Below are 22644 nucleotides of genomic sequence, written 5' to 3'. Positions count from 1 at the left end.
CCAGGGATTATTGGATCCTTGCTTATTGAATCATCGTCCCGTCGGGAGCCACCGCGAACCAGACCCCGCCAATGCCTTGCCCGGCGGTATCTCCGGGCTTGGCATCCTGGGCAAAGGTGTACAGGGGCATGCCGTTGAGCGTCAGATGCTTTTCGCCATCGGGGCTTTCTATGGTGCCGACTTCGCCGGTGACGCCTTCCAGGACCGGTTCATCGCTCGTGGTCGTGGCGATCGGCCACTTGGCCAGGCAATCGCCGGTGCACGCGTGGCTCGACGTTCTCTTCTCATCCTTGGTGAAGTAGTACAGGGTCATGCCCTTCGCATCCACCACAACATCTCCCAAACCGGTGGAGGCAACACCCAAGTCAGCGCCGGACCCGCTTTCGCTGTGCGTGCTGGATGCGGGGGGAAGCGCCGAGCAGGTTGGAGCCTGGCTGACCACCGCCACGGACACGACGCAGATGACCGGCGCCGTGCCGGTGATGCTGAACGACATTTCGGTAATCCAGCTGCGCGATGCCGGTTCGGCGGTGCTGGCCGAGGTGCCGCTGGGCCGACAGGGCACGCCCTAGCCCGGGCGCATCACGCGCTGCTTCCTACCACGGCGAGGGCTGGTAGTCCTTGAGGAAGCAGCCGTACAGGTCGATGCCGCGCTCGCCGTCGACGATGGGCTGGTAGACGCGGGCGGCGCCGTCGATCAGATCCAGCGGGGCGTGCCAGCCTTCGGCGACCATGCGCACCTTGGAATCGTGCGGGCGCTCGTCGGTGATCCACCCGGTGTCCACCGCGGTCATCAGGATCCTGTCGGTGGCGAGCATTTCCTCGGCGCTGGTGCGGGTGAGCATGTTCAGCGAGGCCTTGGCCATGTTGGTGTGCGGGTGCCCGGCGCCCTTGTAGCGGCGGGAGAACTGGCCCTCCATGGCCGAGACGTTCACGATGTACTTGCGCCGGGCCTTCGAGGCGGCCAAGGCAGGGCGCAGCCGGGAGGCCAGCAGGAAGGGCGCGGTGACGTTGCACAGCTGCACCTCCAGCATCTCCAAGGCATCCACATCCCCGAGGATCTGGGTCCAGGAATTCTCCGTGACCACATCCGGCACCAGTCCCCCGGCATCGATGGCGGTGCCCGCGGCGATGCGCTCCAGGGAGGCGGAACCGGCGGTCATCGCCAGGTCCGCGAGCTGCTGCGCGTCGTGGCTGCCCAGCGTGCTCGGGGACAGCAGCGCGGAATCCTCCAGCCGGAAGGCGCTGGCCAGCGCCCGCGGGTGCTCGGCCGGCGGGTTCGCCTCGCCCCAGAGTTCCGGGCCGCCGTGCCCGGAGGCCAGTTCACCGGCCAGCGGCTGCTGCTCTGATTCGATCAGGTGCTGGTAGGAGTTCGCGGTGCGGCGCACGGTCTGCGCGGCATTGTTGATCAGGATGTCCAGCGGGCCCTCGGCCGCGACGCGGTCGGCCAGCGAGATCACCTGGGCCGGGTCGCGCAGGTCGATGCCCACGATGCGCAGCCGGTGCATCCAGTCCGCGCTGTCCTCCAATGCGGCGAAGCGCCGGGCAGCGTCCTTGGGGAAGCGCGTGGTGATGGTGGTGTGGGCACCGTCGCGCAGCAGGCGCAGGGCGATATGCATGCCGATCTTCGCCCGGCCGCCGGTGAGCAGCGCCCGCTTGCCGGACAGGTCGGCGCGGGCATCGCGGCGTTCGCGCCCGGCGGCCGCGCAGTCAGGGCAGAGGTAATGGTGGAAGGCATCCACCGTGGTGTAGCGCTGCTTGCAGATGTAGCAGCCGCGCGGCTTGCGGAATTCCCCGGCACTCTGTCCTTGGGTCGGGGTGCTCAGATCCAGGCCCAGGGTCTCGTCGTCCAGCCGCTGCGGCGAACCGGTGGCGGTCCGCTCGATCAGCGCGCGGTCCGCTGCGCTGATCTCGGCGCGCTTCTGGGATTTGCGGTAGCGCTTGGCAGCCTTGAACATGTTGCTGGTCGCACGGCGCACGGCGACATGCCGTTCGTCCTCGGAGTCCAGCGTGTGCACCACCGAGAGCACCTTCAGCGCGGTCGCCAGTTCCTCGTCGGTGAACAGTTCGGTTTCGGTTGCCTGCCCGGGCAACGGTGTCAGTTCATTCATCTCCCCACCAATTTTACGTGGTGGGCCGCCGGCTAGTTGTACTGACCGGACACGTTAGTCGGTACGGATCGTCAGGATCGATATCGTGCCGTCAATGCTTCGGCACGCACGTACATCGCATTGCGGACGGATTCTGGCGCTAGTACTTCGGCGTCCGTATCAAGCCGCCACACTGCCCACACCGCGTGGCGCAGGTCTTCGAAGGTCACGTCGAGGCGGATCCAATCATCCGGCTCCGGTTCCTCGGCCCGCACAGCGCTGGCATTCTCCAGCAGTTCCTCACGACGTGAGGTCTTGATGCGGACGACGACGGGGATGTGGTTCTCGGAGAGGAACTGTGCGGTGCGCTCGGCCCAGATGCGGTCGAGGTCGACCTGCGCGGGGCGTTGCGCTGGTTCGGGGAGCGCTTCGGCGCTGAGCATCCGAGACAGACGGTAAATCCGATCGTCTCCAGACCTCGTCGCCAGCAGGTAGGTGCGCCCGCGGACGGTGACCAGTCCAATCGGATCGACGGTTCGACGACTCGGTGCTTTGCCAGGTGCCGCGTAGTTAAATCGCAGCCGGCGGCCGGTGAGCACCGCGGCTCGGACCTCGCTCATGACGCCGTCGGCCAGGTCTTCGGTGGGGGCACGGCGAGAGAGAAGGTCGGTCTCCGGCTCCACGAGGAACCGCTTGGCCGCATCATCCAGGCTCGCCCGGTGCCCCTCGGGCAGCGCGTCGACGATCTTCCGCATCGCCGAGGCGAGAGGTGCGCTGAGGCCGAAGACCTTCTTGCCGCGATCCGATCCGGCGGTGAGCAGCGCGAGTGCCTCGTCATGGTTCAGCCCAGTCAACTCGGTACGGAAGCCGGGAAGGAGCGAGTAACCGCCGTGTCGACCACGGTCGGCGTAGACGGGTACGCCCGCGGTCGAGAGGGCGTCGATGTCGCGCAGCACGGTGCGCGTGGACACTTCGAGCTCACCGGCCAGCTGGTCGGCGGTCATTCGGCCTCGCTGACGCAGCAGCAGCACCACGGAGACCAGTCGGTCGGCTCGCATGCATCCAATTTTACCAGAAATCACGACATAAGGTGTCGTGATTCGTTGCGAGGCTAGTGGTGCAGCGTCGAGGACGGCGGCCATAGGGCGGCCGGGCGCTGCGGAACGAATGAACGGAGCAGCGATGGAACGCACAGCAGTAAATCCGGTGACTTGGTCGCAGGAGATGGGCTTCAACCAGGGCGAAGTCATCTCAGGGGAGACAAGGACGCTGTACATCTCGGGACAGACAGCGATGAGCAAGGGTGGCCGGCCCGAGCATGACGGGGACGTCGAGGCCCAGCTCGCGTTGGCCGTGGCGAACCTCGAGGCCGTGCTCGCCGAGGCCGGTATGTCGATGGAGAACCTGGTCCGCCTTAACGTCTACACCACCGACGTGGACGCGATGTTCCCGCACTACGGCGTGCTCGCCGGGAAGCTCGGAGCGGCAGGAGTCGCCCCGACTACCACGATGCTCGGCGTCACCCGCCTGGCGATCCCCGGCCAGATGGTCGAGCTCGAAGGAACCGCTGTCGCATAACGTTTCCCCCTTTTGAATCTCATCTCGGACGGTCAGCAGGGTAACCCTGCTGACCGTCCGAGAGTCCTAAGGAGTCCCATGTCCCACGCAAATGCCGCGCTGACTCCCCGCCACCGTTTCAAAGTCGCTAGCCTGGTCGTAGATGACGGCTGGCCGATCAGCGAGGTCGCCGCTCGCTTCCAGGTGTCCTGGCCGACAGTGAAGCGTTGGGTAGATCGCTACGCAAATGGCGAATCGATGCACGACAGGTCCTCGCGGCCGAAGACCTCGCCGCACAAGACGCGCAAGGCGACGACGAAGCGGTGCGTGAGCCTACGCCTGCGACTTCGCGAAGGGCCGGTCCAACTTGCGAGCAGGCTCGGCATCGCGCCGTCCACCGTGCATCGAATCCTCACGACCGCCCGGCTGAACCGCCTCGCATACGTAGACCGCGCCACAGGCGAAGTTGTCCGCCGTTACGAGCATGACTACCCCGGGTCGCTCGTGCACGTGGATGTGAAGAAGCTCGGGAACATCCCCGCCGGAGGCGGCTGGCGTTATGTCGGCCGCCGCCAAGGCGAAAAGAACCGCTCCGCCACCCCGGACAAGCCCCGCAGTAAGTGGCACAACCCCAAGCTGGGGTACGCGTTCGTGCACACCGTCATCGACGACCACTCCCGCGTCGCATACACCGAGGTCCACGACGACGAAACTGCCATCACCGCCGTCGCCGTCCTGCACCGGGCAGTCGACTGGTTCGCCAATCGCGGCGTCACCGTCGAGCGCGTGTTATCGGACAACGGCGGCGCGTACCGCTCGCATCTGTGGCGCAGTACCTGCGAGGCCTTGTCGATCACGCCGAAGCGGACGCGCCCGTACCGTCCTCAGACCAACGGCAAGGTTGAGCGCTTTCACCGCACCATGGCTGACGGGTGGGCCTACGCTCGCTGTTACCTCAGCGAGCAGGAACGACGCGATGCCCTCGCCGATTGGATTCACCAGTACAACCAGCACCGTCCGCACACGGCCTGCGGCAACCAGCCACCCTTCTCTCGGTTGACCAACGTCCCCGGTCAGTACAGCTAGTTGCCCCGGGCCAGATCCGCCAGGGTGGCGATGAGCAGGCGGCGCTCGACTACCTTGATGCGCTCGTGCAGGGATTCTTCGGTGTCGGTACCCTCGATGGCCACGGCTTCCTGGCGCAGGATTGGACCGGTGTCCACCCCGGCATCCGCAATGTGGACGGTGCAGCCGGTGACCTTCACGCCATAGGCCAGGGCGTCGCGCACGCCGTGGGCGCCTGGGAAGGACGGCAGCAGGGCTGGGTGGGTGTTGATGTAGGTGCCGTCGAAGGCATTGATGAACTCTTCGCCGACGATGCGCATGAATCCGGAGGACACCACATAGTCCGGGGCGTAGGACAGGCACTTTTCGGTCAGCGCATGGTTCCAGTCGCCGCGGTCCGCATAGTCCTTGAAGTTCACCACGAAGGTCTCGATGCCGGCGGCAGCCGAGCGTTCCACCCCGTAGGTGCCGTGCTTGTCTGCGCCGACGGCAGCGATTTCGACGTTCTCCAGTTCGCCGCTGGCGACGGCATCGATGACTGCCTGGAGATTAGAACCGGTACCTGAAACCAAAACCACAATGCGCATGGGTTCAATTCTACGGTTCGCTTCTTGCCTCCCTTGAACCCGGACGCAATGTTGCACTGCGTTTCCTCTGCTGCCGCCATATTCGATGCCCGCGTGCTGTACCGGCCATAGACTGGCCTTAACAACGCAGTTCGATGTGGAGGTCTTGATGAGCCAGATAGTTCCCGACGGCAAGGACTGGACAATTGTCTTGGATACGGTGTGCGAGCAGTGCGGCTATGACGTGCGCGGCATCTCGCCGAGCGATGCCATTGAGCAGCTGCCTGGACACGTGGAGCGCTACATCTCGGTACTCACACGTCCCGAGGCTGCCATCCGCACCAACCCTGCGCGCTGGAGCGCGCAGGAGTACGTGGCGCACGTCGCCGAAATGCTTGAGGTGATGACCGGGCGCTTCACCCTGATGCTGGAACGCGATGAACCGGAGTTCCCCAACTGGGACCAGGACCAGGCGGCCGAGGCAGGAAACTACAACGCGCTGGGAGCCGGTCAGGTCGCCGAGCTGCTGCGGAAGAATGCCGCGGGCTACGCCGCGATACTGGAGAGCCTGGATCCGGCGCAGTATTCCCGCCGCGGCCTGCGCTCGAACGGCGCCGCGTTTACCGTGGAAACGCTGAACCAGTATGCCTGGCATGATCTCGTGCATCACCTGTGGGATCTGGGTGTGGAAATCAGCTAACTGTGCCCGACACGGACCCAGCAGGTCAATGGAATGGGTTGTGGCCTTTGGCTAGACTTCTTGGCGTATGCGCGAAAACAGGTCTACGTAAGGAGCCAGGCGTCCATGCCAAAGGCATATTTCGGAAAAGTTTCTGCACTGGCAATCACCGGGCTGCTCACCCTGACGGCATGTTCGGCCGGAACTCCCCAGAACGAACCAACCGATGTTCCGGTCCCTTCTGCCGAGGAATACCTGCCGCTGCTGGCGCAAACGCAGGACGATGACGACAAGCTTCCCGAGGGCTTCGAGGATACCGAATCCTACGACCCGCAAACCCGCCACCTGCTGGCCACCTCGGACTTCGGCCGGCATTATGTCGCGGTCGGCAACGAAGGCCAACTGTGCATGGTGGCCATTCCCGAGACGGTGGAAGAGGACGGCGACTACGAGATCGCCGGGACCACCTGCCCGACGATGGATTACGTGGTGCAGAACGGTGTCCCGCTCAAGGTCAACGGCGGCGAGAACAGCCTGGAAATCGTCACCTACCTGATGCCTGCCGGCATCAGCGGCGAGACGGTTCAGAACGCCGTCTCCCAAATGCGCGCCTCGCACCCTGAGCTTGCCGCCGAGGATATCCAGGTAGTCACCGAAAACGACTCCGTGCTGCTGGTGATGGAAGAATCGACCGCCGCGACGCTGGGACAGATCACCATCAACCGCCCCGAGGGCGACCCGCTGGTGCTGGCCAGCCTGACCTAGCCTTCGAGCACCGGGTCGGTTTCGAACAGCGGGGCAATCAGGTAGCCGATGGCGGTGCCCAAGCCGATTTGCAGTGCCAGGGCGCCGGCGGTGGCCCACATGTTCGGGCCGATCTCGACCAGCCGGCCGATGGCCAGGGAACCGGAGGAGAGCCAGGAACCGGCAAGGCTCAGCAGCCCGGTCACGACCCCGGTGAAGACCGCCAAGCATGCGGTCGAGGCCCCCAGCGACAAGGCATTGAAGGGAATCCTGCGGGCAAACCAGTCTTCGAGGTGGTTCTCGCCCACGCGCAGGAAGTACCAGCCGGCCACGATGCCTGCGGCCACCGGGATCAGCAGGAACAGCCATTGGTGCGCCATGTCCCCGGAGGGCAGGGACGCGAGCATTGGAATCGATGGCAGCGGTCCCACCGTGGTTTCCAGAGTGGACAGGGTGCTGCCGGTGCCGATGCTGAACCCGCCGCCGCTGATCCACGACAAGACCCAGAACACCGCATTCGGGATGAAGGACAGCTGCACCAGGGTCAGCGCTGCCGAGCCGATCGGGCCCGGGCGCAGCTCCTGGGACACGTTGGCGACATCGGTCCAGTGCACACCGAGGTTGATGGTCAGCAGCAGCCCGGAGATTCCCACGGCGGCCACATAGCCGAGGAATCCGGCGACGATCACATGCCAGACATAGGATCCGGCCCAGCGGCGATGCGGCGAGATCCGCTGGATATAGGCGGCCGTGTCAACGCCGAACAGGCGGGCCCAGGAGCCAGCTTCTCGGCGCGCGCCGATAATCAGGCCCAGCAGGGCGATGATCAGCGGGATGAAGGCGGCGGCAAGGATATTGACCCGCGCATAGGAATTATTGGCAAGGAAACCGATGCCGGTGCCGATGGCCCCGTAGGCCAGGAAGGCTCCGGCCAGCCCCTGCCAGAGCTGGTCGGTGTAGGATGCGCGGGCGATGCGCCGCCCGGCACGCAGGCAGAACAGGAAGGGCACCAGCGACAGCCCCAGGGGGATCAGCGTGAGCCATCCGGTCACAGAGCTGGGGTCCGCTTCGGGACCGAGATTCAGGATCTCCACCGGCACGCCGTGGACGAGCAGCCAGATGAGGCCGCCGAACTGCAGGATCGCTTCGAAGGAGTCTTCCAGAAAGCCCCCGCTGAAATAGACGGCGACCAGCGGCAGCGTGATCAGGGCAAGGCAAAAGACCACGGATTGCAGTATCTCGAAGACCCCCTGCAACGCCAGGGGCATTGGCCAGCCGTTGCGCAGGCGCAACATCACTGCCTTCATGGGTTTCTTTTCGCGGCTCATCATCTTCAATGGTGCCACCATTGGCGCCGACCGGCCTCGATCGACGCGCAATGATGAGCTGAAGGGTTGCCTAGAACGCCCGGGCTAGTAGCTGTCCGGGGTGGCGCCCTGGGCTTCGGAGGAGAAGCTTGCGGCCAGTGCTTCGGTGGCGCGGGCCAGCAACGCCACATCGGCGCCCACGCCGACAAAGTCCGCGCCGGCAGCCATGTATTCGCGGGCGCTCTTCTGGTCGAAGGCGTTCACCCCGGCATACTTGCCCGCCGCCTTGGCCGCTTTGATGGACTTGAGCACCGCGGCGACCACGTCCGGGTGGCTCTGCTGGCCGATCACTCCCATGGAGGCGGCCAGGTCCGATGGGCCGATGAAGATGCCGTCGACACCTTCGGTGGCGACGATGTCCTCGACGTTGCGCACCGCTTCATCCGCTTCGATCTGCACCATGATGGTGATGGTCTCGTCGGCACGGGCCAGGTAGTCGGGGATGCGGTTCCAGCGGGCCGAGCGGGCCAGCGCGGAACCGACGCCGCGCACGCCCTTGGGTGGGTACTGGCAGGCGGCCACGGCAGCCGCGGCCTGCTCGGCGTCGTTGACCATCGGGATGATCAGCGACTGCACGCCCAGGTCCAGGAACTGCTTGATTGTCACCGGGTCGTTGACCGCAGGGCGGACCACCGGCACTACCGGGTAGCTTCGCACCGCTTGCAGCTGGGCGAGGATGTTCTGCAGGTCGTTGGGCGAATGCTCGCCGTCGATGAACAGCCAATCGAAGCCTGCGCCTGCGCAGATCTCGGCGACCAGCGGGGAGGCCGAGCAGACCCAGATGCCGGCCAGCGAGTGGTCGGCGTCCTTGAGCGCGTCCTTCAGCGACGGATCCGGCTCTACTCGAAATGGCATGTCACAGTTCCCAACGGTCCGTAGTCGGCAAAGACGGTGTCCCCGGCGTTGACCCACATGGGGCGGGTGAAGGAACCGGCAAGGATGATTTCCCCGGCCTTGAGCTTGTCGCCGTGCGGGGCGATCTTGTTGGCCAGCCAGTACACGCCAGCGGCGGGGTGGTTCAGCACACCGGCTGCGACCCCGGTTTCCTCGACGGTCTGGTTCTTGAACAAGATGCCGGAGACCCAGCGCAGATCGATGCTCTCGGGCTTGACCGGGTTGCCGCCGATCACCATGGCGCCCATGGCCGCGTTGTCGCTGATGGTGTCCACAATCGTGCGGCCTTCCATCTCCACGCGGGCATCGAGGATTTCCAGGGCCGGGATGACGTATTCGGTAGCGTCGAGCACATCGAAGATATTCGCCCGCGGGCCTTCGATATCCTTCTTGAGCTTGAAGGCCAGTTCCATTTCCACGCGGGCGCCGGTGAAGTCTTCCCACTTCAGCTTGGCGCCGGAATCGTAGACCATGTCGTCGAAAATGATCCCGTAGTCAGGCTCGGTAATTCCGGTAGCCATCTGCATGGCGCGGGAGGTCAGGCCGATCTTGCGGCCTACCAGCACACGGCCGGCTGCTTCGGACCGCTGGCGCCACAGGTTCTGGACGCGGTAGGAATCCTCTACCGTCATTTCTGGGTAACGCGCGGTCAGGCGCGGCACCGGAGTCCGCGTCTCGCCGGCCTGGACCAGCTCATCGGCAATGGCCGTGATTGTTTCCTCGGATAGCATCGACGGCTACACCTTTCACTACTCTTCAAACCTCGTTCAGCTGCCGTCATCTCGGAGAAATGACTTAGCTCACGGTTCTTGATCGTACCGAGGTTCGGTATTGATGGCACATCGTACTAACATATTGCTTCGCTTTCACGGCAATTCGATGCCACTGCGGAAGAAAGCATGGGTGAAGAAAATTGGCCCCGCTCCCAAGCACTCCGAATGGATGCAGGACGACGGGGCCAGAATGATGGAAGCAGGCCGGCTCAGGAACCGGATTTGAGGTTCGCCAGCAGCGCTTCGAACGGCAATGAGGTGAGATCGTCATCGGGATCGGCGAATTCGCTGACCGATGGGGCGATGGAACGAGTGTCGCCCAAATCCGCGTCCGCGGATAGTTCGCCTTCGCTCAGCGACAGTGCCAGGACGACTTCCCGCGCAACCCGGCGAGCGCGATCGGCCAGCGTGCCGGACAGTCCCTGCCCGCCGAAATCCTCGGAGGCCGCGAAGACTGTGGTCGGCATGATCTGCGCCCGCAGGTAGGAGAAGATCGGGCGCATGGCGTAGTCAATGGCGAGCTGGTGGCGCTGGGTTCCCGCGGTGGCGGCGAGCACGACCGGCTTCCCGCTCAGCGATTTGGGGTCCAGGATATCGAGGAAGGACTTGAACAGGCCGGAGACCGAGGCGGTGAAGACCGGGGTCACTGCCACGAGCACGTCGGCACCCACTACCGCATCGATGACCTTCTGCAGGCCCGGGGCGGCGAAACCGGTGAGCATGTTGTTCGTGATCTCACCAGCATGCTCACGCAGTTCGATATTGGCCACGTCGGCCTGCACACCAGCGGCAGCCAGCTGGGTGGCAATATTCTGTCCGATTTGCCCACCGAGCAGCGAGGAGCTTGATGGGGTTCCCAGTCCACCGCTGATGACGACTACTGACTTGCTCACGGTTCCTGCCTTTCACGATTTATATGCGTATGCATGTATCAACGGCGGGGGCGCCCGAGGTATTCCCATTTGCCGAAAAACATTTTGGCTCGTAGCGGGAGCCGCTTTTTTCAGTATTGTGACGATCGCAATGTTATTGATAACATCAGCGTATGAGCACCCCGCAGCCCCAGACCGAGAACCAGCGCGAAATCGAAGAAGGCGTCCGCACCGATTTCAAGAACACGATGTCCTACGGCAGCTACCTCGACCTTGACCGCATCCTGTCCGCGCAGCATCCGGTCAGCGTTCCCGAGCACCACGATGAAATGCTCTTCATCATCCAGCACCAGACCAGCGAACTGTGGCTCAAGCTCATGCTCCACGAGCTCATCGAGGCTCGTCGCCTGCTGGGCGTCGACGACTTCGGCAAGGCGCTGAAATGCCTGGCCCGGGTCAAGCACATCCAGAAGACCCTGACCGAGCAGTGGTCGGTGCTGGCAACCCTGACGCCGCGCGAGTACGCGCAGTTCCGCGATTTCCTCGGCTCGTCTTCCGGCTTCCAGTCCTTCCAGTACCGTGCCGTCGAATTCATCCTGGGCAATAAGCATGAAGGCATGCTCAAGGTCCACGAGGCAGATCCCAAGGCGCACGAGCTGCTGTCCAAGCTGCTGCACGAACCAAGCCTCTACGGCGTCTTCCTGGCCGCCTTGGCCCGCCATGGCTACAGCATTCCCGACGAAGTGCTGTCCCGCGACGTCACCAAGCCATGGGCGTTCCAGGAGGCGCTGGTTCCGGTCTTCAAGGACATCTACGAATCCGAGGACACCCGCTGGGGCTTCTACCAGGCCTGCGAGGACCTCGTGGATGTCGAGGACAACTTCCAGGCATGGCGCTTCCGGCACATGCGCGTCGTCCAGCGCACCATCGGCTTCAAGCGCGGCACCGGCGGTTCTTCGGGAGTCGATTTCCTCAAGCGCGCCCTGGATCTGACCTTCTTCCCGGAACTGTTCGCGGTGCGTACCGAAATTGGCAAGTAGCACCTCGCTTACCGCGCTGAGCCTCGATGATTTCGAGGCGCGAAGCGGAAGCGCGACATCGATTATCCGGACGATCACCGGCCTGTATATCAGGCACGAGAAAATACCAGTGGCGCGAACCCGCATCGTGGAGCTGGCACAGGCCGCCGGGATTTCGGCTCCTGCGGCGCAGACCGCCATCTCCCGGCTGATCGACCGCGGAGTGCTGGAAGCCGGGCAGCCATCCACCTTGGGCGTGCCGAGCGCGGCGCAGCAGATGTTCGAGCGCGGCACCCGGAGAATCTTCACGCCACGGCAGATGTCGGACGCTGATCTCTGGTGCCTGGTCGCCTACTCGCTGCCGGAGAGCCTGCGCTCCGTGCGCCATCAGGTACGCAAGCATTTCCTGCAGCTTGGCGGAGGCATGCTGGGATCCGGGTTATGGATTTTCCCCGAGTACCTGCGCGAGGAAGCCACGGCAGTGCTCATGGCTTTGGGCGCCAGGCAGCACGCAACGCTGTTCACTGCGCAGCAGCCGCACTTCCCCGGCACGCCGCAGCAGGCCGCCAGTGCATGGTGGGATCTTGAGCGCCTGGCCGCGCTGCATCAGGCATTCCTGGAGAACACCAATTCCCTCGATGCCAGCGACAGCACTCCATCCAGCGCCTATCGGGGATATGTGGCGATGGTCGATTCATGGCGCACGCTCCCCTACCTCGACCCCGGTTTGCCCGGATCCATGCTGCCCGCGCACTGGCCTGGCGATGACAGCCGGGAACGCTTCTTGACACTGTCCTCGGCTTTCAAGGAACCGGCCCTGCACTTCGCCCGCTCGCTGCTGGCTTCCTAGCTCCAGGCTGGTTTGCTTTCTCCGTACGGCGCCGGCGGATGGGGATAATCCATTGCATGGCCTGCAAAGCTGAAGGGCGGTGGAACATATTCAAGCATCCCGTAAGAACTGTCCATCTGCCGCAGCTGCACGCCACTGCCGAAATCAGCAGGGCATTCGCGCTCTTCATCTAAGGCGAACAGGGCATGAGCCGTCCGAGCCAAGGAGAATCGCACCGCCCCGGTTCGTCCTTGGGCGCTGCGGGTGCCAGCCAGGGCAATGATTGCAGCAGCCAGCCCGTAGCCGGTGGCATGATCCAAGGCTTGCACCGGCAAAGCGCCGGGAGTCCTGCCGTCGCCGCTATAGGCCTGCGCAATGCCGGTGGCGGCTTGCACGACGCTGTCGAACCCGCGCCGCTGGGCCCAGGGCCCGGAATAGCCCCACGCACCCAGTTCAGCGATAATCAGCCGCGGATAGCGCTGGGCTAATTCATCCCGGCCAAGCCCCGCCGCGGCCAAGGCTCCGGGGCGATAGCCCAGGATGACGGCATCGGCACCCTGCAGCAGTTCATGGATCTTAGCCCGCCCCGCTGCGCTCTTCGCATCGAGCACCGTGCTGCGCTTGCCGAACCCGGTATCGACATGTTGCCAAGGCAGTTCCGGAAGCCGCGGACCGTCCACGCGCAAGACCTGGGCACCGAAGGCCGCGAGGGTTCTGGTGGCGGTGGGTCCGGCGATCACCCGTGTGAGATCCAGGACTTTCAACCCTTGAAGGGGCAATCCCGCACGCGGATCATATTTCCAGAACGGTGCCGAAGCGAGCGGACGCATGCTGAACTGTGCCCAGTGCCCGTTGCCTGCCACCTTGCCCTCGGCGGAGCTGAGCCACTGCTGCCGGGATCGCACCCGCGCGGCAACGCCGCCGGCCGCCACGATGCGCTCCTGGGCATCATGTGCCGGCAGGCCTGCCAGCGCATCGGCTATGCCGCTACCCGAGGACATCCCTAATGCAGATTTGAGCGCACTCTCATGATGAGGGTAATTCGCGTGCGTCCTGATCCAGCCATCGGCTGTTCGGTAGAAGCCCGAGTGCGGGGCAAAACCCTGCGTACTCTCCCCCGCGATCCGCAGGTGGGCAGAGGACGCAAAAGCAGCTGCGATGTCCGCCGTCGCTGATGCCGCCCGCAGTGGCGGAGTAGCAAGCGCATTGAGTGCAGAGCAGACCAACCCGACGGATCGTGCCGCGAGCTGCTCCACATCCAGAGGACCACCCCACCAGGCTATGGGCCCGGAAACGGGCCAGTTGCCTGCTGTCTCAAGCAACTGATGCTCATGGAACCCAGAGCCCAGGACGTGCTCCATGGACGCGCGCTCTTCTTCGGAATGCAGCATGCTGCTCAGCCTATACCTGCAAGACCACCGTTCCGCTGCCGGCCGCTTCAATACAGAAAACCCGCAGCGCGCAGAAGTACGCGATGCGGGTTTTCGGAAGCTCAGCGAAATTAGTTCGCTGGAACGTTCAGGGTCTGTCCAACCATGATGTAGTCGGGGTTGGACAGCTGGTCGTCATTCAAGACGAACAGGCCACGCCAGTCCTTGACGCCAAGCTTGTCGGCAATCTTGGCCAGGGTGTCGCCCGACTTGACGGTGTAGTCCTTGCCCGAGTCGGTCACATCAATGTTGAACACTGGTGCCTTCGGAGCTGGAGCAGCGTGCTTTGGAGCTGCCTGCTGCTTAGGAGCCTGCTTCTGGGTCGGTGCCGACTGCTGCTTCGGAGCTGCCTGCTGCTTTGGTGCGGCCTGCTGCTTAGGGGCTGCCTGCTGCTTCGGAGCCTGCTTCTGCGGAGTCGAGGAACCCGAAGGGGAACCGCTGATGCCCAGCTTTGCAGTACATGCTGGCCATGCGCCCCAGCCCTGCGATGCCTGGACCTTGGTTGCAATGCGGATCTGCTCGGCCTTCGAAGCCTGGTGCGGCATGCCCGAGCCGCCGAACGCCTTCCAGGTGGACAGCGAGAACTGCAGGCCACCGTAGTAGCCGTTGCCGGTGTTGATCGACCAGTTGCCACCGGACTCGCACTGGGCCAGCTTGTCCCAGGTGCTTGCGGCGTTTGCTGGTGCGGTTGCGGCAACGATTGCGGTGCCGGCAACTGCTACGGCGGCCAGCGAGGCTCCACCGCGACGGATCAAGTTCTTAGTCTTCTGCTGGATCATGATTCTCCAGTTGCCCTTCCCGCGCTCAGGTCTTCCTAGACCATCCTCGTGCACCGCTCAGCGTCGCATTTCGACTTTGATTAAATACTGCCCTGGCGAGCGGTTTGGAAGTCCCGGCAGTACCTGTTTCCCCATAACACTGCGAGTGTTATCGAAACGTTATGAAAGACCATAACGCACCAACCCACCACCATCGCAACTCAGGAAACGGTCAGAAACCCCGTAAATACAGGTCAATTGGTCAGAAAAAAATTTAAAATCTGGCCGCGAAATCGCTCCGAACCCCTGATCAAGCGACGAAAATGTTACTCGGATGAAGTGGATATTTATCAGGACACTGTGATATAGCTTGCAATCCACTCACGGGCGGTTTCCAGCACCCTTCAAGGCTGCTTTTCCGCATCGACGAAGCTGCACAATCTGGATCCGCTACGCAGCATGCACGGCATTCGGAACGAGGCAATTTCTCCCCGGCAGATCCCCTCGGCTCTCAACGCCCTCAAGATCTCAGCGTGCAATAAACACACCACGCAGTTCCAGCAACGTGTCAACTAAATTGCCCTTAGGTAATGTGATTCAAGAAGCCGGAACTGTAGGTTTGATTTCATCAGTCAGACAGGGGAACTCGATGCCACTGGGAAACAGCATGACGAAAGAACGGTTCAAGGAGTCCTTGAGCTGCTATCCCCGTGCCCTGCGGGAATTCTTCCGCAATGACGGGCTGGATATAGCGGCGTCTCTGTCCTACTTCATGGTCCTTGCCATGTTCCCCGGCCTCTTGGCCTTGATTTCGCTGCTGTCCTTGGCCGGTGCCAGCGAAAGCGGCACCAAATGGATCATGGAGCTGCTCGAGCAGAGTCTCGCCCCGAACGGTGAATCGGCAAGCGGCGACTCGCAGCAGCTGCTCGACACCGCCGAACAGCTGCTCGCAGGCTTGGCATCCCAGGCCAGCGGAACATTCTGGGCAATCCTCGTCGGTTCACTCGGCGCCTTGTGGAGTACCTCTGGCTATGTCACGGCATTCAGCCGCGCATTGAACCGGCTTTACGGTGCACCGGAAGGCCGCCCGCAGTGGAAGCGCCGCCCGCAAATGTTCCTGATCACCGTGCTGATCATGCTCGTTGCCGTCGTAACCTTGGTGCTCCTGCTGACTTCGGGCTCCGTCGCCCGCGCAATCGGCAACATCATCGGCATGGGCGACAGCTTCGTGCTCATGCTGAATATCGCAAAGCCGCCATTGATGCTCATCATGCTGCTGCTGGTTCTGGCCTTGCTCTACTACTTCACCCCCAACGTCAAGCCGACGAAATTCCGCTGGTTCTCGCCCGGTACCCTGACCGCTCTGGTAATCCTGGGGCTCTCGGTCTTCGGCTTCGGCATCTACGTTTCGCAGTTCGCCAGCTACTCCGCCACCTATGGAACCATTGGCGGCGTGATCATCCTGGTCCTTGCTTGCTGGATCAGCAATATCGCTTTGCTCCTCGGGGCCTTGGTGGATATCGAATTCATCCGCCTCCGCCAGCTGCGTACCGGCATGCCGGCCGTTGATGATGTGCTGCTTCCGCTGCGCGATGACACTTTGATAGCGAAGCAGGAACTGGCCTCGTACAAGGACCTGGTCCAGGCCCAGGAGATCCGGATCAAGCACGGTGGCGACCCGCTGGAGGATATGGAAGCGGATCCCTCAACCAGTCCGAAACGCAAGATGAAGCTGCTGCCCATGGGGCTGGTTGCCGCGGCCGCCTGGACCGCTGGCCGAATGAAAGCCAAACGCGATTTGCGCCGGGACTCATAACAGTCCAGATAGGCTCAACAGCGCCCACCAGAGGCCTCCGGATCCCAGAATCGCGATCGCCAATAACCACAAGGAAGGAAAGGTTTGCGTCGCCGCAGCGATCGAGTACGCATCGGACTGGGCAATATCCTTGCGTCTCCACAGGTGCACCGCAAGAAGCTTCACGAAGTCCTTCAAGCCCGCCAGCAGCAGGAACCCGGCAATCAGCAATGCCAGATACAGGTAGGCATCGACCGGCGCAAAGAAGACCACTCCCAATGCCACTGCTGCGCTGATCGTGCACACGACAAAGGCCGGCCAATTGCGGACGAAGACCAGCGCCAGCAGGAACAGCAACGCATAAATTCCCAGGGCCCGCCCGGCATAGCCCGCAGATATCCCCCACAGCATCAACGCTGAAACCCAAATGGGTGCGGGGTACCCGAAGATCCCGGCAATGATGACGGAGAACTTGCCCCGGCCGATGCTGCGCACTTCCCCGGAATGGTCCCAGCCCAACCGCAAGCCAGCCACGTACCTGCCGGTGAACAAGGCCGCTACGATATGGCCGAGCTCATGGATCAGCGTGGAGTACAGCCCGGTGATACGCCATACCGGACGCGGTACTACCAAGACCAGGATCAGGAACGCCAGGATCAGCCACTGCCACTGGTTCAAGGCCACGTCCACCGGCTGCGCGAGCCGGTCCCAAGCCTGGGCAATATCTAGATTCATTCCTGCTCCTTCGTGGCATCCAACATGACTCATTCTTGCAAGCCCGGCCTGCTACCGGCTGTCCGGCGAGCGCATTTCCCGGCATTCTGGGAAACATCACAGGTGGCAGGCATAGTCTGCATAGCGAAACACTTTGCTATATCCCTTGGAGGAGTCTCATGTCCCGCATCGCTTCAACTGCCTTGGCCACCACCGGTTTGCTGGGCGGCTACGCTACCGGCCGCGCCACGAAGAAGCGTCCGCTGGCCGCGGTAGTGCTCGGTGCCGCCGGCGTTGGCGCGTTCCTGCTGTGGAAGAAGGACGCCGGAACCGGCAAGGCGGTGGCCCTGGCCAGCGCGTACCTCGGCGGCTTCGGTGCGTCCCATCCGCTGGCCAAGAAAATCGGCGCGTGGCCAGCAGTGAACACGGTGACTGCCGGCGTGGCCCTGCTCTCGCTGGTGCTCGGCGGTTCCAAGAAGAAGGCAGAGGAGCTCTCCTAAACGGGAACAGTGAATCTGTCGGGGTCTGGTGCTACGTTGACTAGGTAAGAATCGAGTCAGCGAAAGGCCCAGGCCCCGTGTTCTTCCTGGATGATCAGTTCATCTTCTCAGCGAGCGACCTGTCGGTCTCTGTTGACTGCAATTACCAGTCCCTGTACCTGCTGGATGTGAAGCTCGGCCTGCGTCCCAAGCCGGATATGGCACGGGACGAGATGCTCGAACGCACGGCGGCGCTTGGCGACGCCCATGAGCAGAACGTCCTCAAGGAGCTGATCGCGACCTACGGCGACTACGACCCTCAGACGGGGACCGGCGTCAAGCAGTTCGCCGACCGTCCGCAGATAACCCCGGCCGGCCTGCGGGCAGCCCACGAAGCGACCATGGATGTGCTTCGCAACGGTGCCGATGTCATTTTCCAGGCCACCTTCTTCGACGGGGCTTTCCTTGGTTTTGCCGACTTCCTGGTCCGCCAGCCGGATGGCACCTGGGCCGTCTGGGATACCAAGCTCGCCCGCCATGCCAGGGTCAGCGCGCTGCTGCAGATCGCGGCCTACGCCGACCAGATGCTGGCAGAGGACATCCCTGTATCCACCTCGGCAACACTGGTCCTCGGCGACGGGACCCACTCGGTGCACCGCGTTGACGAGGTGCTGCCGGTCTTCCGGGCCCAACGCGAACGCTTCCTGGCCATGGTGCACAAGCACCGTGCGAAGAACCAGCCGGTCGAGTGGAATTCCGACGAGCTGCGCCTGTGCGGCCGGTGCGACTACTGCGAAGAGCAGGCCCAGGCATCACGCGACCTGCTGCTGGTTGCCGGGATGTCCATGGTGCAGCGTGAAAAGCTGCGCGCCCGCGGCATTACGACCATTGACCAGCTCGCCGGGCTCGACGCCGAGCCGCGCACCGCGCTGCAGCGCGTCACCGACCAGGCCAAGATGCAGCTGGGCCTGGCCACCGCGGATGGCAGCGCCCACGGCGTGTCCTACCGGGTGAAGAACGCCGGCCCGATCTCTTCCCTGCCGCGCCCCGACCAGGGAGATATCTTCTTCGATTTCGAGGGCGACCCGCTCTACCAGGACCCGTCCGATGGTTCCTGGGGGTTGGAATACCTCTTCGGCGTTGTCGAATACGACACCGGTGCGCCGGTATTCAAGCCGTTCTGGGCGCATAACCGCGCCGAGGAACGCCAAGCGTTCCTGGACTTCATCGCCTATGTCGAGGAGCGCCGCCAGCGCTACCCGCAGATGAAGGTCTACCACTACGCGCCCTACGAGAAGACTGCGCTGCGCAAGCTCTCCCAGGTGCACATCGCCGGCGAGGACGAAGTCGACCAGTGGCTGCGCGAGAATCTGCTCGTCGATCTCTATGAGACCGTGCGCAATGCCCTGGTGGTGTCCACCCGCTCCTACTCCATCAAGAAGCTTGAACCGCTCTACATGGGCGAGCACCTGCGCTCCGGCGATGTCACCGATGCCGGTGCGTCGGTGGTCGCCTACGCCCAGTACATGCTGGCGCGGGACACGGAGGACGAGGATGCAGCTGCATCCATCCTGGCCTCCATTGCCGACTACAACGAGTACGACTGCCTGTCCACGCTGCGCCTGCGGGATTGGCTGCTCACGCTCATCGACCAGGCGCCCGGCACGCTTCAGGACACGCCCGAGCCTCCCGCGGCTGACGAGGAGTACGAGCCCACCCCCGAGGAGCTGAGGCTGCAGGACTACCTGGCGCAGCTGCCCCACGGCCAGGCGCTGAGCGATGATGACCGGGCGATCGCCATGGTCGCCGCCGCGACCGGGTACAACCGCCGCGAGAAGAAGCAATTCTGGTGGGAGCACTTCGATCGGCTGTCCGCGCCGATGGATGACTGGAGCGATGTCCGCGGGGTCTTCATCGTGAACTCGGGGGAAGTGCTCGAGGACTGGCATAAGGCCACCGAGCGGGCGCGCACCTACACGCGGGTGACGAAATTGCAGGGAACGCTGGCCGAAGGCTCGCTGCTCTCCCCCGGCTCTTCGGTGTTCGCCATGTTCGATGCCCCGTTGCCCGAGGGCATGGCAGTGGACGACTCCGTGCGCGGCGGCGCATTCAATGCCACGGTGGTTGAGCTCGGAGAAGGCTGGATCACCATTGCGGAGAAATCCAGCGGCAAGATTCCTGCCTACGGTGCACTTCCCTGCGCTCTGGCACCCGACAAGCCGTTGGCGACCGTGAGCATCGATGCGGCGCTCACCGAGATCGCCCAGCAAGTTGGCGCCACCGTGCCGGTGCTCCCGCAACGGCCGGGCATCGACATCCTGCGGCGGATTCCGCCACGCCTGAAGACCCTGTCGGCGCCGGTTGAACCGGAACTGGTCGACGGCCAGGCCCAGGTCTATCCTGCCGTGGTCAAGACGCTGAAGGACCTGGACAATTCCTATCTAGCGGTGCAGGGTCCCCCGGGCACCGGCAAGACCTTCGTCGCTTCGCATGTGATCCGTGAACTCATCGACTACGGATGGAAGATCGGGGTGGTGGCCCAATCCCATGCGGTGGTCGAGAATGTGCTGCGCAAGGCCGTGGAAGCCGGGGTGGATCCCGAGGTGGTAGCCAAGGAAGTCAAGCACAAGGATCCGGTGCCTTGGACCGGCACGTCCAAGGAATCCGTGGCCGAGGTGCTGGATGCACCCGGCGGCGCGCTCATTGGAGGCACCGCCTGGACGCTGACCGGTTCGAAGGTTCCTGCCGGGAGCCTGGACTTGCTGGTGATCGATGAGGCCGGGCAGTTCTCCTTGGCCAATACGCTGGCGGTCTCCCGCGCGGCCCGCAATTTGCTGCTGCTCGGAGATCCTCAGCAGCTGCCGCAGGTCACCCAGGGCACCCATCCGCAGCCGGTGGATGAATCCGCGCTGGGCTGGCTCTCCGGTGGCGAACCGGTGCTGCCCGCCGAGTTGGGCTACTTCCTGGCGGCTTCATGGCGGATGCACCCGGCATTGTGCGCCAAGGTGTCTGCGTTGAGCTATGACCACCAGCTGTTCTCGGCGGATGCCGCCGGGCTGCGGGTGCTGGAAGGCACCGAAGCCGGGGTCGAAACGGTGTTCGTTGAGCACCGGGGCAATACCGTCAGCAGCGTGGAAGAAGCGGAGGCCATTGTCCGCTTGGTGCGCGAGCATCTGGGCATGCTGTGGAGCCCGGGCTCCGGCAAGCCGGCCCGTCCGCTGGCCGCCGACGACATCCTGGTGGTAGCCGCCTACAACGCGCAGGTGAATCTGGTGCGCGAGGTCCTGGAAGCCGAGGGGCTGCCGGATGTCAGGGTGGGAACGGTCGACAAGTTCCAAGGCCAGGAAGCCCCGGTAGTGCTGGTGATCATGGCGTGTTCCAGCGCCGCCGATGCATCGCGTGGCATCGAGTTCCTGCTCAACCGCAATCGCATCAATGTGGCGATTTCCCGCGGCCAATGGAAGGCTGTCATCGTGCGCAGCGAACGGCTCACCGATTACCTGCCGTCCAACCCGTCGACGCTCTCCCAGCTCGGTGCGTTCATGGCCTTGTAGCTTGGGTGCGGATTGGTCCGGTCACTTGCGGGCCGGATCGATCACGTCCTGAACATCGAAGAAGCTGTCCAGAACTGGACGGTCGCCGCGTTCTTCCTTGGCGAACTGCAACCCGTCCACGTTGATGCGCATCTGCCGCTGGTATTCATCTCCTTGCTGCATCCATGCGCGGATGGTTCCGTCAACGCCGTAGAAGTAGTCGAAGCCCTGCTCCTTGAAGAACTCGTAGCGGGCACCTGAGTAGCGTTGGGTCCGGGCAATATCCGATCCGAATGGATAGATGAAGTGGCCGGTCTTTCCCACGATCGGTTCCACCTCGTCCTTCCACAGCTTCATGTCGCGCTTGAGCCGGCCCATGCTGTCGGTCCCGGTGGCAATGTGCCCCCACGAATGCGATGCGAACACCCAACCGCTGTCCTTCATCGCCTCGGCGATCTTCGTGGCCATCTTCTGGTCGGCTTCTAGCGTCGTGCTTTCCGGGTACTGGCTGGCCGAGGTGCGGTAGCCGAAGGCTCCGTTGTATCCGGTCATCGCGATGAGGCCGCGGGCATTGCGGTAGCTGAAGTCGGGATGCTCGGCGATGAAGTCATCGACCATGGTGGTGACGTCGTATGCTCCAACGTGCGTTTCGCCTTCCGCATCTACGTATTCGTTGCGGACCTTGCCTTCCTTGTCCAGCACCAGCTTGCTGGCGAAGCCATCGCCATCCATGTATTCGTAATAGCTCAGGTCGTCAACGGACAGCACCAGTGGCTTCTTATCCTTGGGAAGCATGATGTCCCGGTACTTCATCTGCCCCTGCTTATCGGGCGAAGCGAAGTCTTCAGGGTTGACCAGCACATAGTCGCGCTCATGCAGTTCTTCGAGAATGGCCGCGAATTCCTTCTGGGTCACCATGTAGTTGGCGTAGCCCTGTGAGCTGTTTCCGCCGTCAAAGGCCCGGTCCGGATCGACTATCAGCGAGTGGAAAAACAGGTGGGGTATCTGGTCCGGCTCATCCCACGCCGAAACTTGGCTCTTCTCATCTTCCAGGCCGCCAACCATCTGGTTCAGCTCTTCGGCGCTGTCCTCCTTGGCGAGCTTGATCGCCGCGTCATAGTCGTATCCGTCAGCCAGCCGGTTGATCTCGGCCTTGACGCCGTCCACGCGTGCTTTTTCCTGCTCGGCCTTTTCAATGGCAGCGGGATCCGTGGACGGTGCTGAGGGCGGTTGCGCCGTGCTGCACGCGGCAAGGCCCAGCACCAGCCCGAGCGAAATCACAATGCGTAGGTTTTTCATTGGCTGCGACCTCCATGACCTCCACCGCGCCTGCAGGGCCGGAAGAAAACTAGTTGTCATCTGCTATTTTCGACCCTACACAGGTAGTGCTGGGGGTAAAACCCTTTCGCGATGAAATGTCGAAGCAGAACGTTGCCTATCATCCAGCTTTTAGGGAGCTCACATTTTGGAAGGAGTCCAA

Annotated in this window: 22 protein-coding genes; 10 read left to right on the top strand and 12 right to left on the bottom strand. The window is 63.2% G+C overall.

The window, feature by feature from the left end; translation table 11 throughout:
• Positions 1–22: 22 nt before the first annotated feature.
• Positions 23–313, bottom strand: coding sequence for a COG4315 family predicted lipoprotein (locus tag ACR9WD_RS03190; RefSeq protein WP_434922686.1), 291 nt, complete (start codon positions 311–313; stop codon positions 23–25).
• Here ACR9WD_RS03190 and ACR9WD_RS03185 point away from each other — a divergent pair.
• The gene (locus tag ACR9WD_RS03185) at positions 312–572 is read left to right on the top strand and encodes a hypothetical protein (RefSeq protein WP_434922685.1); all 261 of its coding nucleotides are present in this window, start codon (positions 312–314) and stop codon (positions 570–572) included. The genes ACR9WD_RS03190 and ACR9WD_RS03185 overlap by 2 nt on opposite strands.
• Positions 573–596: 24 nt before the next feature.
• Here the strand turns inward: ACR9WD_RS03185 and ACR9WD_RS03180 are convergent, their stop codons facing one another.
• Together ACR9WD_RS03180 and ACR9WD_RS03175 are read right to left on the bottom strand one after the other, a co-directional pair.
• Positions 597–2111, bottom strand: a complete 1515-nt coding sequence (locus ACR9WD_RS03180) for an SDR family NAD(P)-dependent oxidoreductase (protein WP_434922684.1) — start codon at positions 2109–2111, stop codon at positions 597–599.
• A gap of 71 nt (positions 2112–2182) precedes the next feature.
• Positions 2183–3148 (bottom strand): helix-turn-helix transcriptional regulator, encoded by a 966-nt coding sequence (locus ACR9WD_RS03175; RefSeq protein WP_434922683.1) that lies wholly within the window; start codon positions 3146–3148, stop codon positions 2183–2185.
• A gap of 124 nt (positions 3149–3272) precedes the next feature.
• Here ACR9WD_RS03175 and ACR9WD_RS03170 point away from each other — a divergent pair, with 124 nt between their 5' ends.
• Together ACR9WD_RS03170 and ACR9WD_RS03165 are read left to right on the top strand one after the other, a co-directional pair.
• Entirely contained in the window at positions 3273–3668 is a 396-nt protein-coding gene (locus tag ACR9WD_RS03170) for a RidA family protein (RefSeq protein ID WP_434922682.1), read from the top strand.
• Positions 3669–3746: 78 nt separating this feature from the next.
• A complete protein-coding gene (locus ACR9WD_RS03165; protein WP_434922681.1) occupies positions 3747–4733 on the top strand; it encodes an IS481 family transposase in 987 nt (328 codons plus the stop codon).
• On the opposite strand, the gene purN is transcribed toward ACR9WD_RS03165, so the two are convergent.
• Entirely contained in the window at positions 4730–5299 is a 570-nt protein-coding gene (purN, locus tag ACR9WD_RS03160) for a phosphoribosylglycinamide formyltransferase (protein WP_434922680.1), read from the bottom strand. The two genes, ACR9WD_RS03165 and purN, sit on opposite strands and share 4 nt — an antisense overlap.
• A gap of 148 nt (positions 5300–5447) precedes the next feature.
• Here purN and ACR9WD_RS03155 point away from each other — a divergent pair, with 148 nt between their 5' ends.
• On the top strand, positions 5448–5978 hold the full coding sequence (locus tag ACR9WD_RS03155) for a DinB family protein (protein WP_434922679.1): 531 nt from the start codon (positions 5448–5450) through the stop codon (positions 5976–5978).
• Between the two features lie 105 nt (positions 5979–6083).
• Positions 6084–6722 (top strand): hypothetical protein, encoded by a 639-nt coding sequence (locus ACR9WD_RS03150; RefSeq protein WP_434922678.1) that lies wholly within the window; start codon positions 6084–6086, stop codon positions 6720–6722.
• Here the strand turns inward: ACR9WD_RS03150 and ACR9WD_RS03145 are convergent.
• The 4 genes from ACR9WD_RS03145 to ACR9WD_RS03130 all read right to left on the bottom strand — a co-directional run bounded on the left by ACR9WD_RS03145 (position 6719) and on the right by ACR9WD_RS03130 (position 10628).
• Positions 6719–8008: a cell division protein PerM gene (locus ACR9WD_RS03145; RefSeq protein ID WP_038989990.1), complete on the bottom strand. Its 1290-nt coding sequence runs from the start codon at positions 8006–8008 to the stop codon at positions 6719–6721. The two genes, ACR9WD_RS03150 and ACR9WD_RS03145, sit on opposite strands and share 4 nt — an antisense overlap.
• Positions 8009–8113: 105 nt before the next feature.
• Positions 8114–8923 (bottom strand): aldolase/citrate lyase family protein, encoded by an 810-nt coding sequence (locus ACR9WD_RS03140; protein ID WP_190264603.1) that lies wholly within the window; start codon positions 8921–8923, stop codon positions 8114–8116.
• Positions 8908–9693: a 2-oxo-hept-4-ene-1,7-dioate hydratase gene (gene hpaH, locus ACR9WD_RS03135; RefSeq protein WP_038989991.1), complete on the bottom strand. Its 786-nt coding sequence runs from the start codon at positions 9691–9693 to the stop codon at positions 8908–8910. Before hpaH ends, ACR9WD_RS03140 begins: the two co-directional genes overlap by 16 nt.
• Positions 9694–9944: 251 nt before the next feature.
• A complete protein-coding gene (locus ACR9WD_RS03130; RefSeq protein ID WP_073706528.1) occupies positions 9945–10628 on the bottom strand; it encodes a CE1759 family FMN reductase in 684 nt (227 codons plus the stop codon).
• 152 nt (positions 10629–10780) lie between these two features.
• Here ACR9WD_RS03130 and kynA point away from each other — a divergent pair, with 152 nt between their 5' ends.
• Together kynA and ACR9WD_RS03120 are read left to right on the top strand one after the other, a co-directional pair.
• Positions 10781–11647 (top strand): tryptophan 2,3-dioxygenase, encoded by an 867-nt coding sequence (gene kynA / locus ACR9WD_RS03125; RefSeq protein WP_434922677.1) that lies wholly within the window; start codon positions 10781–10783, stop codon positions 11645–11647.
• The gene (locus ACR9WD_RS03120) at positions 11637–12476 is read left to right on the top strand and encodes a PaaX family transcriptional regulator (protein ID WP_190264601.1); all 840 of its coding nucleotides are present in this window, start codon (positions 11637–11639) and stop codon (positions 12474–12476) included. Before kynA ends, ACR9WD_RS03120 begins: the two co-directional genes overlap by 11 nt.
• Here ACR9WD_RS03120 and ACR9WD_RS03115 read toward each other — a convergent pair.
• Positions 12473–13846, bottom strand: a complete 1374-nt coding sequence (locus ACR9WD_RS03115) for a CoA transferase (RefSeq protein ID WP_434922676.1) — start codon at positions 13844–13846, stop codon at positions 12473–12475. The genes ACR9WD_RS03120 and ACR9WD_RS03115 overlap by 4 nt on opposite strands.
• A 110-nt stretch (positions 13847–13956) precedes the next feature.
• Positions 13957–14664, bottom strand: a complete 708-nt coding sequence (locus ACR9WD_RS03110; RefSeq protein ID WP_073706525.1) for a transglycosylase family protein — start codon at positions 14662–14664, stop codon at positions 13957–13959.
• Positions 14665–15310: 646 nt separating this feature from the next.
• On the opposite strand from ACR9WD_RS03110, the gene ACR9WD_RS03105 reads away from it, so the two are divergent.
• Complete coding sequence (locus ACR9WD_RS03105; RefSeq protein ID WP_073706824.1) at positions 15311–16459, top strand: YihY/virulence factor BrkB family protein; 1149 nt, start codon at positions 15311–15313, stop codon at positions 16457–16459.
• Here the strand turns inward: ACR9WD_RS03105 and ACR9WD_RS03100 are convergent.
• Positions 16454–17173, bottom strand: coding sequence for a M50 family metallopeptidase (locus ACR9WD_RS03100; protein ID WP_190264600.1), 720 nt, complete (start codon positions 17171–17173; stop codon positions 16454–16456). The two genes, ACR9WD_RS03105 and ACR9WD_RS03100, sit on opposite strands and share 6 nt — an antisense overlap.
• A 158-nt stretch (positions 17174–17331) precedes the next feature.
• Between ACR9WD_RS03100 and ACR9WD_RS03095 the strand changes: the two genes are divergently transcribed.
• Together ACR9WD_RS03095 and ACR9WD_RS03090 are read left to right on the top strand one after the other, a co-directional pair.
• Complete coding sequence (locus ACR9WD_RS03095) at positions 17332–17652, top strand: hypothetical protein (RefSeq protein WP_128471445.1); 321 nt, start codon at positions 17332–17334, stop codon at positions 17650–17652.
• A 77-nt stretch (positions 17653–17729) separates the two neighbouring features.
• The gene (locus ACR9WD_RS03090) at positions 17730–21185 is read left to right on the top strand and encodes a TM0106 family RecB-like putative nuclease (protein WP_434922675.1); all 3456 of its coding nucleotides are present in this window, start codon (positions 17730–17732) and stop codon (positions 21183–21185) included.
• Between the two features lie 21 nt (positions 21186–21206).
• Here ACR9WD_RS03090 and ACR9WD_RS03085 read toward each other — a convergent pair whose 3' ends face one another.
• Positions 21207–22463, bottom strand: coding sequence for a polysaccharide deacetylase (locus ACR9WD_RS03085; RefSeq protein ID WP_434922674.1), 1257 nt, complete (start codon positions 22461–22463; stop codon positions 21207–21209).
• Positions 22464–22644: the final 181 nt, after the last annotated feature.

The sequence above is a fragment of the Glutamicibacter sp. PAEs-4 genome (assembly GCF_051161755.1).
GTDB classification, from domain to species: domain Bacteria; phylum Actinomycetota; class Actinomycetes; order Actinomycetales; family Micrococcaceae; genus Glutamicibacter; species Glutamicibacter nicotianae.
Note: the sequence above shows the minus strand (reverse complement) of the source record. Positions and strands in the feature narration are given on the sequence as shown.